Below are 13683 nucleotides of genomic sequence, written 5' to 3'. Positions count from 1 at the left end.
CTTTCATACTGGCTCAAATATCCTCGGGGGGTTTGGGGGGCGAAGCGCCCCCAACGCCGTCCCTTGCGCATCTTCGCGCAAGGGACAAACGCAAAGGCTTGCGCGTCAGCGCTCCGTCAGGCTGACCTCACAGCACCCGGTCCAGCGCCGCGATCAGCAAGGCGACCTCTTCCGCGCTGGTGTAATGCACCGCCGACATCCGCAGCACGCCCTTCTCGCGGTCGATCCCCAGCGCCTCCAAGGGCCGCACCGCATAGAAATCCCCGGCCCAGCAGGCAATCCCGTTCCGTCCCAACTCCTCGGACACAGGTTCGGCGACCCGGTCCAGTTCCACCGCCACGGTCGGCGCCCGCCGTCCGGCATCCCGAGGCCCCAAAAGCCGGACATCGTTCCGCTGCACCAGGTAGTCCAGCAAGGGCTGGATCACCGCCACTTCCTGCGCCCGCATCAGGTCATGAACGCCCCGGTTCCGCGCGGCCGCGTCGCCACCGATCCCGTGCCGCCCAGCCAGCGCGTCGACATAATCCGCCATCCCCGCACAGGCCGCGATCTGAGCGTGATCCGGCCCCGCCGGCGTATGCCGCTTGTACAAGACCCCGTGGTTGAAGAAATGCGCCTGCCCCGGCAGCTCCATCCCGAACGGCTCGCGAAGCACCATGATCCCCTGATGCGGCCCGAACGTCTTGTAGGCCGAAAAAAGGTACACATCGCAGCCCAGCGCCGCCACGTCGGGGAACCCGTGCGGCGCGTAACTGACCCCGTCCACCACCGTCCGCGCGCCGGCGTCCCGGGCCATCGCGCAAATGGCCGCGACATCGTTGATCTCGGCGATCACGTTGGAACAATGCGGGAAGCAGACCAGCTTCACCATCCCGTCCGCCAGCAAGGCCGCCAGAGACGGCAGCTCCAGTGACCCGGTGTCGGGGTCCAGCTTCCACTCCCGAACCTCGATCCCCTCTTCGGCCAGACGCCGCCACACGCCCGAGTTCGCCTCGTGGTCCTGGTTCGTCACGACCACCGCGCCGCCCGTCCCCGCCAGCCACTTTCGCACCGCTTGCGCCAGCACATAGGTGTTGGCGCTGGTCGACGGTCCGAACGACACTTCCTCGCGTGCGACGCCCATCATCGCGGCCAGCCGGGTGCGCGCCTCGTCCATCTCGGCACCCCCCGCCTGCGCGCCTGGATAGGGGCCGTAGGGCTGCACCTTTCGGTCCCGGTAGAACCGCGTCAGGCGGTCCACCACCTGGACGCAAGGGTAGCTGCCGCCCGCATTCTCGAAGAACGCGTGACTGGACAATACCGGCGACTGAAACGCCGGAAACTGCGAACGGACGAAATCTATATCAAGCGCCACCTGCGGCTCCTCCATCGGGCCGCGGTCGGGGATACCCGCGCGAGGCGGGCATGTCCCGGTCCGCGGCAGGTCTTCCAGCCAGACCCCCGGATGTCTCTCCCAGGGCCAGAGCCGGGTCTTGTCCCGGCCTCGATCAAAGGATTAGCGTCCCGCCCCCGGCCCTGCAAGCCCCATGCCCGCCGTCGCTCAAGCCTTGACGCGCACGCCAATCAGGCACCTTGACGCAAGGTCAGACGGATTCCTGCCCGTTTCCGCGCCAACGGCTGCAAATTCCCGCAGTTTCCCCTTGTCCTTTCGAAGAACGCAAACCAACTTCTCTCAACGGAGGTGTGCCGAGGGGGCCCCGCCATAACCAAATAAGATGCACAACTGGCAGCCGCTGGCGCTGTCTGCTTGTCACACAGAGGAGCACATATGAGCCGCAAATCCCTTGCCCTTCTGGGCGCAGCCTCGGTGCTGTCGCTTTCCGTCGCCGCCCATGCCGCCGACCCCGAGTTCACCGTTCTGGACTGGGCCGGTTGGGAAATCGACGGCATGTTGCAGCCCTATGTCGACAAACACGGCCAGAAGCCGACCTATGTCTTCTTCGCCGACGATGACGAGGCGTTCCAGAAAGTTTCGTCCGGCTTCAAGGCGGACGTGGTCCACCCCTGCGCCGCCGCCGTCCCCCGCTACATCGACGCGGGCCTGATCGAGCCCTGGGATACCTCGAAGATCCCGGAATTCGCCAATGTCCCGGCCCGGATGGTCGAGCCCTTCACCAATGAGCAGGGCGTCTGGTTCATCCCGACGGACTATGCCTACACCGCGATCGCCTACAACGCCGAGACGGTGCCGGCGGAAGATGTGGCAACGGTCCAGGTCTTCGCCGACGAAAAATACGCTGACCGCATCGCGCTGCCGGACAACACCGACGACGTCTGGTCGCTGGCCTTCATGGCCACCGGCGTCACCTCGTGGGACAATGTGACGGACGAACAGTTCACCGCCGCCGCCGACTGGCTGCGCAAGGTGCACCCGAACGTCCGCGCCTACTGGTCCGACCCGTCGGAACTGTCGCAGCTGATGGCCTCGGGCGAGGTGCAGGTCGCCTGGTCCTGGAACGACCCGGTCGCGATCCTGCAGGCGGAAAACTTCCCCGTCGGCTTCAATCGCGCCCCGGCCGAAGGGGCCGCGACCTGGTACTGTGGCTTTGTCAACATGAAGGACGCCCCCGGCGTCGAGGACAAGGCCTACGACCACATCAACTCGCTTCTGGCCCATTCCTCGGCCCAGCCGCTTCTGGATGCCATCGGCTATGCGCTGGCAAACGACGCAGCGATGGCCGAAATCCCGGCCGAAGCGCTGAAGGCCGCCTACGTCGACCCGGTGACCACGCCCCTCTTCGTGCAGTCGCCGCCCTCGACCGAGCTTCGCGATCGCATGATCGAGGAATTCGAACTGATCAAGTCGGGGTTCTGATCCCGACTGACGGAACGCGAAACGCCCGGGGGAAACCTCGGGCGTTCTTCTTTGGCTTTGGCTTGCTTACAGTCCAAGGTCGGTCACAGCCCGCAACAGAAGGTCCTTCGCCGGACCGGCAAGGCTGAATGGTGGCTTGAAGATCTTCAGCGGATCGAAGGCGGCGTCCTGATCGTTCAGCGTGCTCAGGATCACTTCTGCCGCGCCACGATGCCCTGCCGCCGCCAGCACGAGGGCACCGGTGATCTGCATTTGCGGATAGCTTTCCCGACGGCTGATTGCCCTTGTCGCCCACATCGCGGCGGCGTCGAGGTCGTTCGATTGCAGATGCGCGACGGCACGATCTATCTGGATCGAGTCGATGAACGGACTGAACGGGTTCAGCAGTTCGGCCCGCGCAAGGTTGGCGAATGCCTCTTTCGGTTGTCCATAGAGCGCCTCATAGAACCCGATCTCGGCAAATCCTTCGGCAAAGCTTGGGCTAAGGGCAACTGACTGCCGGGCATGCAGCAGTGCGATGTCAGGCTCTCCATGCAACCAGCGGGCATGCGCATAGGCGAACTGGGCCGAGGGCGCCGCCTCGTCCAGACGCATGGCCAGCTCTGCAGTTCGCCGCGCCGCCGCTGCCTCTGCCGTGGCATCGGTGCAATAGGGCGACCGCGCGAGGGTTGCCTGACATTCCGACAGCGCGGCAAAGGCCCGGACGAACCCCGGATCCAGCTCTGTCGCGCGTGTGAAATAGGCGCGCGCCTGCATCAGCGACGGCTGGGTGTTGGTGCCAAAAGCCTCTTGCCCACGATGAAAGGCCTGCCAGGCCGTCAGTGACTGATCAGGCACCAGCCGCGCCCGATTGCGCTCGGCCGTGGTAACTTCCGTTACCACCGCCACCGTGATCCGGTCGACCAGAGCCCCCACCAGTTCAAGAAAACCTGCTCGCCCCAGCTCGATCTGCTCGGTCCAGAGGATCGAGCCGACATCGGTCCTGACCAGATCCATCTGCAGCCGGATGCCTTTGGCTTGCGGCATGACCGATCCCGCAAAGACGTAGTCAGCGCCCAGCTTCTGCCCGGCGCGCCTGACATCGCTGGCCAGATGCCGCAAAGCGAAGGTGCTGCCCCGCGCGATCACATCAAAGCTGCGCAGCCGCGCCAGCTGGCTGATCACATCATTCACCACAGCGTCGAACCACAGCCGGTCTTGCGGCGACACCCCGGGGCCCGCGCTGAAGGGCAGGACCGCAATGCTGCTTTGTCGCGGCGTCAGGATCGCGGGATCACCCGCAGTCGGCCCGGCCACCGCCCCGGCCTGCGCAGCGGCTGACAGCGGAAGGTCGAACAGGTAGCCCCGCCGTGGCACGGTCTTGACCAGATCAGACCCTGCCTTCCCCAAGCCATCGCGCAGCGCATGGACGCATTGGGAGAGCGATTCCTCGGTCACGATCACGTCCGGCCAGACCGCCTCCAGCAATTCCGCTTTCGACAGCACCCGCCCGGCATGACGGACCATGTAGCCCAAAAGCGCAAACGGCTTGGGGCGCAGCTGGATTTCTCCGGAGGCCCCCAAAAGCCGTCCCTGACGCAGATCAAGGGTGTATCCGGCAAACCGGAACGCGGTGGCGTCGGCGGAACTGACCTGACTGGCTGGCATAGGATGGCCCTTGCCCACTTCACCGGGCAAATCCTACGGACCTCTGCCCCGCTTTAGCAAGGCGCAGAGTGTGGCAACGCCGTCAGAACCGGGCCAGAACCTTGATTGCGCGGCCCAATGACATTCACGAACTTTGCGCCAGCGCGATGGCCGGGACGATCCGCGTGACCGGAAGCCGGGCGGCACGGTTCAGGGCAGAGAGCACCGTCTCGTCCTTCGCCTGATAAAGGCAGTAGCACAGCCCCTCGCCCGGCAGAAATGTCGAGCCGAGGTAATGTACCAGGTCTCCCTCCTCGCGCATCCGTGCCACCTGCCGCTGGCTGGCCGCGACCAGCCCATGCAGATCCGTCGCCGAGATCCCGTCCAGATCGCGTTCGATCAGAAATGTCTACACGGCATCGCCTCCCTTCCGGTGTTCGCCGCAGCCAAGGTCGGCGGGGAAATTTCCCGTGCCAGCTTGCGGATGATCGCGTCGCCGAACGCTTCGAAGCTTTCGGCGGCAAGGACAAAGGCACCGGGGCCGGTGATGACCTTGTCGCGGTACCAGGTCTCAAGCTGGGGCCCCGCCACCGTGATCGCCAACCCGTTGATCGTCACGCCTATCGCTTCGGCGCGACTGCGGGCAAGGGCTAGCGGGATATGGTGACGGGACCGCGCGCCAAAGGACTCCTTGCCGTCGCCAGATACGTTGATGATCCGCCGCGTTGCGCAGACCGCACCGCTTTCCAGAAGATCAAGCGCCGCCCAAAGGCCGCTGCCGATCCCGGTGTCGCCCGTGACCTTGCGCGGCAGTGCCCCGATCCGGCGCGCAACCCTGGCGGCCTCACCGGGAGCCGTGATGCGCTGCCACGCAATGACCTGCACCTCCATCTCTGCGTCGCCCCACAGCACCACGGCCACGTCCACCACTCCCGCCGAGCCAAGCGCCGCCTGCACCCGCCCGTCGGCAAAGGCTGCCACATAACCCTGCTGCTGCAACTGGAACTCCTGGTCATCGATGCTGCCCGACCCGTCAATCGCCAACACGAGCGCCAGGTCCGGGCAGGCCGCAGAGGCTCCAGAGGCGGGGATACCTCCAGAGCCAAGCGCGAGGGAAAGAAGCAGACCGCGGAAGCGCATGATGAATCGCATGATGAAATCCACGCCGTAGCCACAAGGGTTTCAGGCTGGTCCGGTTCGGCGCGAAAGTCCTGACGAAGTTCTGAATTTCTGGTGAAATCCGGGGCGCGCCAGACATCCCGGGGGCGGCACCCGAAGAGATCCTGCCGACGCCCCGCCGTCTTTCCACGCCGTGCAGTCACTGCCTTCTGCCCAGGCGGTGAAACCCGGGTTGCGCCAAACTGACTCCGCGATTACTCCGGATCAATCCTTTCCGGTTCCCCATGTTCGAAGTCATCAGCCTCAGCTTTGCGTTCTTCTTCGGCCTTGCCGTCCGCCGCCTGGGCCTTCCGCCGCTGGTGGGCTTCCTTGCCGCCGGTTTTGCGATTCATGCCGCGGGGCCAAGCCTGGGCCTGCCCGAGGAATCCGGTGCGGTCCTTGACCACATCGCGCATCTTGGTGTCCTTCTTTTGCTCTTCGCCGTCGGGCTGAAGCTGCGCCTTGGCCAGCTGGCCCAGCCCCAGGTCTTTGGGGGGGCGCTGATCCATTCGGCCATCACCACTGCCATCTTCAGCACGGGCCTGGTCGTCTTTCTGCAGCTGGACTGGACCACCGCCATCCTGCTTGGCGTGGTCCTGTCCCTGTCTTCGACCGTCTTTTCGGCCAAGGTGCTGGAGGCCAAGCGCGACATCGGCGCCTTCTATGGCCGCACTGCCATCGGCATCCTGATCGTCCAGGACATCATCGCCCTTGCCGTGCTGGCGCTTTACAGCGGCCAGGCCCCCTCGCCCTGGGCTCTGGCCCTGCTGGCTGCCCTGCCGCTTCTTCGTCCGGTCCTGCACTGGCTTGTCGATGTCTCGGGCCATGACGAGCTGATGGTCCTGGCCGGGATGCTTCTGGCCGTGGTCGCCGGTGGCGCGGGCTTTCAGGCCGTCGGTCTGGGGGCCGAGATCGGGGCCCTGGTCATGGGGCTTCTGCTGTCCACCCATCCCCGCGCCAAAGAGCTGTCAGACGCCCTCTGGGGCCTGAAAGAGCTCTTCCTTGTCGGCTTTTTCCTGCAGATCGGGATGTCCGGGCTGCCAGGGATGGAAGACTTGATCATCGCGCTTGTGCTGGTCCTGCTGCTTCCGCTGAAGGGCCTGTTGTTCTTTGCGCTTCTCCTGGCCTTTGGCCTGCGCGCGCGGACGGCCTTCCTGACGGCCGCCAACCTGACCGCCTACAGCGAGTTCAGTCTGATCGTCGCCGCCGCCGTCCTGCCCGAATGGCTGGTGCCGCTGGCGCTGGCGGTCAGCCTGTCCTTCCTTCTGGCCGCGCCCCTCGACCGGCTTGCCGACCGCATCTTCGAACGGCTGGAACCCCGGCTGCAGGGGTTCGAGCCGCGTCGGGTCCACCGCGATGAATTGCCGACCGACCTTGGCCGTGCCTCGGTGCTGATCCTGGGCATGGGCCGCACCGGGACAGCCGCCTATGACCAGATTTCCGGGCCGTTCCGCACCGTCGGGATCGACGCCGACACCTACCGCGTCGAGGGCCACACCGCGGCCGGCCGCAACGTTCTTTTTGCCGATGTCGAGGACGCTGCCTTCTGGCGTGGGCTCAAGATGGCGCAGATCGAGGGCGTTATCCTGGCGATGGACAGTGTCGAGGCCAAGGAAAGCGCCGCCCGCGCCCTGCGCGCCAAGGGTTTCCACGGCCCGATCATCGCCCACGCCCTGTACGAGGACCACGTGCTGCGCCTGAAGACCGCCGGGGCGGACCACATCTACCAGACGATGAACCAGGCCGGGATCGGGCTTGCCGACCAGGCCAGCCGCGCCATCGAGGTCGACCGCGAGCCCGCCAGCTTCATCGAGGTCTAGGGCCGCGCGAAAGACGCGACACCTGTTCGGCGGCGATCACCTGGCTTGCCCCACCCGGGCGGAGACGGCCCTTGCGGCCCCCACCCCCGCCGCCTATATTGATCCTTGTCGGGGGCAACTCCGACTATGGCGATAAACGCACCTGTAATAATCGGCTCGGACCCGGGGGCGGTACCCGGCGGCTCCACCAGACTTTCCCGTTCGTTGCGGGCGTGTGGGGCCGAAATAGGATCGACGAACGACCAAAGAGGCCAGCTTTCGCTCGGTGAGGTACCACCGTTATCGGTCCAAGATCACAGTTGCCAACGACAACCGTGCTCCGATGGCGCTGGCCGCGTAAGCGGCTCGCAATATCAAAACTAAGCCCTTGCGGTTAGCCCCGTAAGGCGGGGTTCGCAGGTACCTGGCAACAGAAACCTGCACCTTCTCTCCACTGCTCCTCGTTCGACTTCGTCTCCTCGTCGCCCCTGCGAGGAGTGACGAAGTCATCGACGAGCCGCTTGCCACAAACCGCCGCAGGCCACATCCTGACCCATGCTCCGCGCGGCTCTGCTCCTTTGCCTGACCGCCCAGCCCGCCGCCCCCTGCGAGACGGCGCTGCTGCTGTCCATCGACGTGTCCGGGTCCATCGACGCAGGCGAGTACCGCCTGCAGACCGAGGGGCTTGCCGCGGCCCTGACGAACCCCGAAGTCGCCGAGGCCCTGGTGGGGGGGCAGGTCGCGCTTGCCGTGATCCAGTGGTCAGGGGTTGACGAACAGGCCCTTGTCCTGTCGTGGCGGCGGATGCTAGCGCCCGAAGACGTCACCCGCTTCGCCGCCCGCGCCACCGCCATCCCGCGCAGCTTCACAGGATCGGACACGGCCGTGGGCCAGGGCCTCCGCTTCGCCACGGCCCAGTTCGCCGCCGTGCCCGACTGCCGGAACAAGGTGATCGACGTCTCGGGCGACGGGCAGGAAAACGCGGGCTTCTCCGACGCCAGGGCGCGCCGCGAGGCCATCGCCGCGGGCCTGATGATCAACGCCATCGCGATCGAAGAGCCGGGTCCGGCCTTTCCCATCACCACCTACTACCGCAACTGGATCATCACGCCCGGAGGTTTTGTCGTCACGGCGCGCGGTCTGCAGGACTATGCCGCGACGCTGCGACAAAAGCTGTTGCGCGAACTGACCCGGCCCATCGGTTGACCCGCCGCCCCCGGCTAACCCACGCCATCGGCTGACCGATCCCCGTTTTCACCAAACTGGCGGTTCTCTGTCCGGGGCGGCAGCCTGCGCGCAAGCCCCCCTTCCCTTGGCCCCCGTGCCCCCCTATGCTGCAGCACAACCGGGAAAGGGCGGCACATGGCGCGCAGCATCGACTACGGAAATCTCATGCACCGCGCGATGCGGGGTCTGATCCAGTCGGTCCTCGCCGACGTGGCCGAACACGGCCTGCCCGGCGCACATCATTTCTTCATCACCTTCGACACCACCCATCCCGACGTCCAGATCGCCGACTGGCTGAAGGAACGCTATCCGACGGAAATGACCGTCGTGATCCAGCACTGGTACGAAAACCTTGTGGTGACCGACGAAGGCTTCAGCATTACGCTTAACTTCGGCAACAATCCCGAGCCGATGGTCATTCCGTTCGACGCGCTGCGCACCTTCGTCGACCCTTCGGTAGAGTTCGGCCTTCGCTTCGAAACGCAAGAGCACGACGAAGACGAGGACGATGAGGACCTGGAGATCGAGGTCGAGGAAGATCCGGTCCGGCAGGATGCCGAGATCGTCTCGCTCGACCAGTTCCGGAAACATTGATGTCCGATCTTGCGCTGTTCCGCCGGCGGCTTCTGAAGAACCCCCGGCAGGTGTCAGCGATTGCGCCCTCTTCCCGGACCCTGGCCCGCGCCATGACCTTGGGCCTGGGCCCGAACAGCGGTCCGGTGGTCGAGTTCGGCCCCGGAACCGGCCGCTTCACCGAGGCGATTCTGGCCCGCGGCGTCCCGCCCGAGAACATCACCCTGTTCGAGCTGGACGAAGAGTTCGTCGACTACCTGCGCAAGAAGTTCCCCGGCGTGACCGTGCATCAGCTTCCCGCACAGGACGCTGCCCGACTGGTTCCGGTCGGGGTGAACACGGTGATCTCGGGCCTGCCGCTCCTGTCGATGCCGCCCGAAATCCGGGAAGGCATCGTCGGCGCCGCCTTTGCGATCCTGGCCCCTCGTGGCCATTACGTGCAGTTCACCTACGGCCAGCGCCCGCCTCTGCCGCCCGAAACCATCGAGACTTTGGGGCTGAAGGTGAACAAGGGCCACAAGGTCTGGGCCAACCTGCCCCCGGCCACGGTCTACCGCTTCCGCCGGGCCTGAGTTTTCGGTATACCATTGCATGCCGGATTGATTTCGCGCGCCTCAGCCGCTATGGGTCGCGTGAGAGCTTGAGGAGTGTGCCATGACCGCGACCCGTACCGAAACCGACAGCTTCGGCCCGCTTGAAGTGCCCGCCGACAAGTACTGGGGCGCGCAGACCCAGCGGTCGATCATCAACTTCCCGATCGGCTGGGAACGCCAGCCGGTCCCGATCATCCGCGCTTTGGGCGTGATCAAGCGCGCCTGCGCCGTGGTAAACATGGCGCAAGGCGACCTGGAGGCGACGCTGGGCGATGCCATCGTCGCCGCCGCGAGCGAGGTGATCGACGGCAAGTTCGACGACAACTTCCCGCTGGTCGTCTGGCAGACCGGGTCCGGCACCCAGTCGAACATGAACGCAAACGAAGTGATCTCGAACCGGGCGATCCAGATGCTGGGCGGGGTGATGGGCTCGAAAAAGCCGGTGCACCCGAACGACCATGTGAATATGGGGCAATCCTCGAACGACACTTTCCCGACCGCGATGCATGTCGCCATCGGCATGCACACCCGCGACGTGCTGATCCCGGGGCTGACGAAACTGTCGAAGGCACTCTGGTCGAAGTCCCATGAATTCAAGGACATCATCAAGATCGGCCGCACCCACACGCAGGATGCGACGCCGCTCACCCTCGGACAGGAATTCTCTGGCTACGCAACACAAGTCGATCGCGGGATCGAGCGGGTGAAGATGTGCCTGCCCCACATCTACGAACTGGCCCAGGGCGGCACTGCGGTCGGCACCGGACTGAACACCCGCGTGGGTTTCGATATCCGCGTCGCCGCCGAGATCGCCAAGATCACCAATCTCCCCTTCGTCACCGCCCCGAACAAGTTCGAGGCGCTTGCGGCGCATGACGCGATGGTCATGTTCTCGGGCGCGCTGAAGACGGTGGCCGGGTCGCTTTTCAAGATCGCCAACGACCTGCGGCTTCTCGGTTCTGGCCCCCGCTCAGGCCTGGGCGAGCTGATCCTGCCCGAGAATGAGCCCGGCTCTTCCATCATGCCCGGAAAGGTCAACCCGACCCAGGCCGAGGCGCTGACGATGGTCTGCGCCCACGTCATGGGCAACGATGCTGCCGTGGGCTTTGCCGGAAGCCAGGGACATTTCGAGCTGAACGTCTACAACCCGATGATGTCCTACAACGTGCTGCAGTCGATCCAGCTTCTGGGCGATGCGGCCTCCAGCTTCACCGACAACATGGTGGTGGGCACGCAGGCGAACCTGCCAAGGATCGAGAAGCTCATGAAGGAATCGCTGATGCTGGTGACAGCTTTGGCGCCCACCATCGGCTATGACAACGCGACCAAGGTGGCCAAGACCGCGCACAAGAACGGCACGACCCTGCGGGAAGAGGCGATTGCGCTTGGCTTCGTCGATGGCGAAACGTTCGACCGCATCGTCCGCCCCGAGGACATGGTCGGCCCCAAAGGCTGATGGCCGAAGTCGTCAACCTTCGGCAGGCGAAGAAGCAGGCGGCCCGTAAGGCCGCCCGCTCTGCCGCCGATGCCAATGCTGCGAAGCATGGCCGCACGAAGGCCGAACGTGATCTGGAAAAGATTCGCGCCGAAAAGGCCGCGCGAGAACTCGACGCCCACAAGCGCGAGACGGAGTAACCCCCCGTTAACCCTGCTTTGGCAGGGTGACGGCAGGAGGTGCGCCGATGCGAGAACTGCAGCTACCGATCACGTCGCAGGAGTGGATGCGTCAGATGTTTGCCACCAAGACAGCACTTGACGGCGGGGTAATCCGTCGCAAGGTCAGCGATGTTGAGCGTCTTGTCGGACGGGACGCCTTTCTGGGGGCAATGAAGAAACGCGGGTACCGGGTGGTCGAGAACGCAGGCCATTTCGTGGTCTTCTGCAATTCGGATGATGTCCTGCTCCGTCTCTGACCACGGACCCAAATTTCTTAAGTAAGAAATTTGTCAAAATCCTTACTTAAGGATTTTGGGCGGCGTGCACTTTGGCTAGCCTCTCGAAATGACCACCCGCCCCGCCAAACACTCTCTCACGCTCCATGGCCACCGCACCAGCGTGTCGCTGGAGCACGAGTTCTGGGATGCCTTCCGCACCATCGCGGCCGAGAAGGATACCCCCCTCAACGCCTTGGCCGCAGAAATCGACGCCGCACGTCGCGGAGAGGAGGGCCTTGCCTCGGCCATCCGTGTCTTCTGCCTGAACCATTACCGGAGAACCTGATGCGCGCCGCCGTTCTTCGCGCCTACCGCGAACCCCTCAGCCTGGAATCCGTCGCTGACCCCACCTGCGAACCGGATGGCGTGGTCCTGAAGACCCTTGCCTGCGGGATCTGTCGCAGCGACTGGCACGGCTGGGTGGGTGAGCACCCCAAGGTGAAACCGGGCGATATCCCCGGCCACGAATACTGCGGCGAAGTGGTCGAGGCCGGTCCCCTGGCGAAGTGGCGCAAGGGCGACCGCGTCATCGCACCCTTCATCCTGGCCTGTGGCGATTGCCCCGAATGCCGGTCCGGCCAGACCACAACCTGCCGTAGCCAGCGCGTCCCGGGCTTTGGCGACCGGGGCGCCTATGCCGAATACGTCTCGGTCCCCCATGCCCACAATCTGACCCGCCTGCCCGAAAGCCTGTCCCCCGCCCTCGCCGCAGGCCTTGGTTGCCGCGTGACCACCGCGTTTCATGCCCTTACCGGGCGTGCAGCCCTGCAGGCGGGGGAATGGCTGGCCGTCCATGGCACCGGTGGGATCGGGCTCTCTTGTCTTCTGATCGGAAAGGCGCTTGGCGCGCGGGTGATCGTGGTCGATGTGGTGCCCGAAAAGCTGGACCATGCCCTCGCCCTGGGTGCCGAAGCCGCCCTTGACGGCCGCGACGGCGACGTGGCCGCACGGATCGTCGACCTCACTGGCGGAGGCGCGCATGTCAGTGTCGAGGCACTTGGCATCGAAGCCACCGCGAACAACTCGCTCAAGTGCCTGCGACCGCTTGGCCGTCATGTCCAGGTCGGCCTGCCCACCGGCCACACCGCGCAAATGCAGATCGACATGAACACGCTTTACATGCGGCAACTGTCGGTCTTCGGCACCCGTGGCATGCCGGCCTGGCGCTACCCGACGCTGCTGTCCCTGATCGAGACTGGCCGGATCGACGTAACCCCCATCGTGGCCCGCACCGTCGCGTTAAGCCAGGCCACCGAGGAACTGAAAGCCTTCGACGGCCCCACCGCCCCTGGGGTCGCCGTCATCACCGATTTCGCCGGCTAACCGGCCACCCGCGCCAGCGTCACCGCCAGGTCGCCATAGCCGGTGAACCGACGTTCATAGGCCAGGCCAAGGCGCCGCGCGCAGTCCTCGGCCTTGGCATCCAGCGCCGGGTCGTCCTTTTGCGCCTGATAGACCAGTTTGGTGTAGTTCCCGAAATACATGTCCCGCAGCTCGGGGTGGCGGTCCAGACCCATCGGCTTCCAGACGAAGGCATCGAACTGCCGCACCAGGAAATCGGTCAGGTAGAAGGCGGTGAACTCTTCCTCAGCCTTGGCGGCGAAGGCTGCGTTCCCTTCAAAGAAGGCGTAGCAGTGCGGGCCTTCGACCATCTCGACCCCCAACCGGTCACACGCGGCTTGCAACAAGCCCCCCGTGCCGCAATCGGCATAGACGACAAACACCGTCTCGTAGTCGCCCCGTGCAGCGACGACGGCCTCTTCCACCGCGGGGATGATCTTCTCGGGCCAGAGGTGCAGCTTTGCCGGCAGGCATTGCAAGTCCATGTGCGCCCAGCCATTTGCCGCCTTCAGCGCCAGGATCTCATGCGCCAGAGCCCCGCAGGCGATCAGCAGGATGCGGCCCGCATGGGCCGGAGGCAGCCCGGTCTCGGAAAGGGTGATGTCATCCATCGGCTG

Annotated in this window: 15 protein-coding genes and 1 other RNA gene; 11 read left to right on the top strand and 5 right to left on the bottom strand. The window is 65.1% G+C overall.

Going from position 1 to position 13683, the window contains the following annotated elements:
• Positions 1-127: 127 nt before the first annotated feature.
• Positions 128-1369 (bottom strand): aminotransferase class V-fold PLP-dependent enzyme, encoded by a 1242-nt coding sequence (locus tag U1E69_RS17015; RefSeq protein WP_322245615.1) that lies wholly within the window; start codon positions 1367-1369, stop codon positions 128-130.
• A gap of 399 nt (positions 1370-1768) precedes the next feature.
• On the opposite strand from U1E69_RS17015, the gene U1E69_RS17010 reads away from it, so the two are divergent.
• The gene (locus U1E69_RS17010) at positions 1769-2815 is read left to right on the top strand and encodes an ABC transporter substrate-binding protein (RefSeq protein ID WP_322245614.1); all 1047 of its coding nucleotides are present in this window, start codon (positions 1769-1771) and stop codon (positions 2813-2815) included.
• Positions 2816-2881: 66 nt separating this feature from the next.
• Here U1E69_RS17010 and U1E69_RS17005 read toward each other — a convergent pair whose 3' ends face one another.
• The 3 genes from U1E69_RS17005 to U1E69_RS16995 all read right to left on the bottom strand — a co-directional run bounded on the left by U1E69_RS17005 (position 2882) and on the right by U1E69_RS16995 (position 5593).
• On the bottom strand, positions 2882-4462 hold the full coding sequence (locus U1E69_RS17005) for a winged helix-turn-helix domain-containing protein (protein WP_322245612.1): 1581 nt from the start codon (positions 4460-4462) through the stop codon (positions 2882-2884).
• Between the two features lie 124 nt (positions 4463-4586).
• Positions 4587-4796 (bottom strand): nickel-binding protein, encoded by a 210-nt coding sequence (locus U1E69_RS17000; RefSeq protein ID WP_322245616.1) that lies wholly within the window; start codon positions 4794-4796, stop codon positions 4587-4589.
• A 44-nt stretch (positions 4797-4840) separates the two neighbouring features.
• Entirely contained in the window at positions 4841-5593 is a 753-nt protein-coding gene (locus U1E69_RS16995) for a DUF1194 domain-containing protein (protein ID WP_322245611.1), read from the bottom strand.
• A gap of 251 nt (positions 5594-5844) precedes the next feature.
• Here U1E69_RS16995 and U1E69_RS16990 point away from each other — a divergent pair, with 251 nt between their 5' ends.
• From U1E69_RS16990 to U1E69_RS16945, 10 genes are all read left to right on the top strand, one after another.
• The gene (locus U1E69_RS16990; protein WP_322245609.1) at positions 5845-7419 is read left to right on the top strand and encodes a cation:proton antiporter family protein; all 1575 of its coding nucleotides are present in this window, start codon (positions 5845-5847) and stop codon (positions 7417-7419) included.
• A gap of 67 nt (positions 7420-7486) precedes the next feature.
• Positions 7487-7843, top strand: a transfer-messenger RNA (tmRNA) gene (ssrA, locus tag U1E69_RS16985).
• Positions 7844-7953: 110 nt separating this feature from the next.
• Complete coding sequence (locus U1E69_RS16980) at positions 7954-8604, top strand: DUF1194 domain-containing protein (RefSeq protein ID WP_322245608.1); 651 nt, start codon at positions 7954-7956, stop codon at positions 8602-8604.
• Between the two features lie 156 nt (positions 8605-8760).
• On the top strand, positions 8761-9219 hold the full coding sequence (locus tag U1E69_RS16975) for an SspB family protein (RefSeq protein WP_322245606.1): 459 nt from the start codon (positions 8761-8763) through the stop codon (positions 9217-9219).
• Positions 9219-9770 (top strand): methyltransferase type 12, encoded by a 552-nt coding sequence (locus U1E69_RS16970; RefSeq protein ID WP_322245605.1) that lies wholly within the window; start codon positions 9219-9221, stop codon positions 9768-9770. Before U1E69_RS16975 ends, U1E69_RS16970 begins: the two co-directional genes overlap by 1 nt.
• A gap of 82 nt (positions 9771-9852) precedes the next feature.
• Positions 9853-11247, top strand: coding sequence for a class II fumarate hydratase (gene fumC / locus U1E69_RS16965; protein WP_322245604.1), 1395 nt, complete (start codon positions 9853-9855; stop codon positions 11245-11247).
• Positions 11247-11426 carry a DUF4169 family protein gene (locus U1E69_RS16960; RefSeq protein WP_322245602.1) on the top strand — a complete coding sequence of 60 codons (180 nt, stop codon included), beginning with the start codon at positions 11247-11249 and terminating at the stop codon, positions 11424-11426. Before fumC ends, U1E69_RS16960 begins: the two co-directional genes overlap by 1 nt.
• Positions 11427-11473: 47 nt before the next feature.
• The gene (locus U1E69_RS16955; RefSeq protein WP_322245601.1) at positions 11474-11704 is read left to right on the top strand and encodes an N-(5'-phosphoribosyl)anthranilate isomerase; all 231 of its coding nucleotides are present in this window, start codon (positions 11474-11476) and stop codon (positions 11702-11704) included.
• Positions 11705-11792: 88 nt separating this feature from the next.
• Complete coding sequence (locus U1E69_RS16950) at positions 11793-12011, top strand: ribbon-helix-helix domain-containing protein (RefSeq protein ID WP_322245600.1); 219 nt, start codon at positions 11793-11795, stop codon at positions 12009-12011.
• Positions 12011-13048, top strand: coding sequence for a zinc-binding dehydrogenase (locus tag U1E69_RS16945; protein WP_322245599.1), 1038 nt, complete (start codon positions 12011-12013; stop codon positions 13046-13048). Before U1E69_RS16950 ends, U1E69_RS16945 begins: the two co-directional genes overlap by 1 nt.
• Here U1E69_RS16945 and U1E69_RS16940 read toward each other — a convergent pair.
• A complete protein-coding gene (locus tag U1E69_RS16940; RefSeq protein WP_322245597.1) occupies positions 13045-13677 on the bottom strand; it encodes a DUF1638 domain-containing protein in 633 nt (210 codons plus the stop codon). The genes U1E69_RS16945 and U1E69_RS16940 overlap by 4 nt on opposite strands.
• Positions 13678-13683 lie beyond the last annotated feature (6 nt).

This window comes from Tabrizicola sp., from assembly GCF_034366665.1.
Lineage (GTDB): Bacteria > Pseudomonadota > Alphaproteobacteria > Rhodobacterales > Rhodobacteraceae > Tabrizicola.
This window is presented reverse-complemented; position numbering and strand designations above follow the sequence as displayed.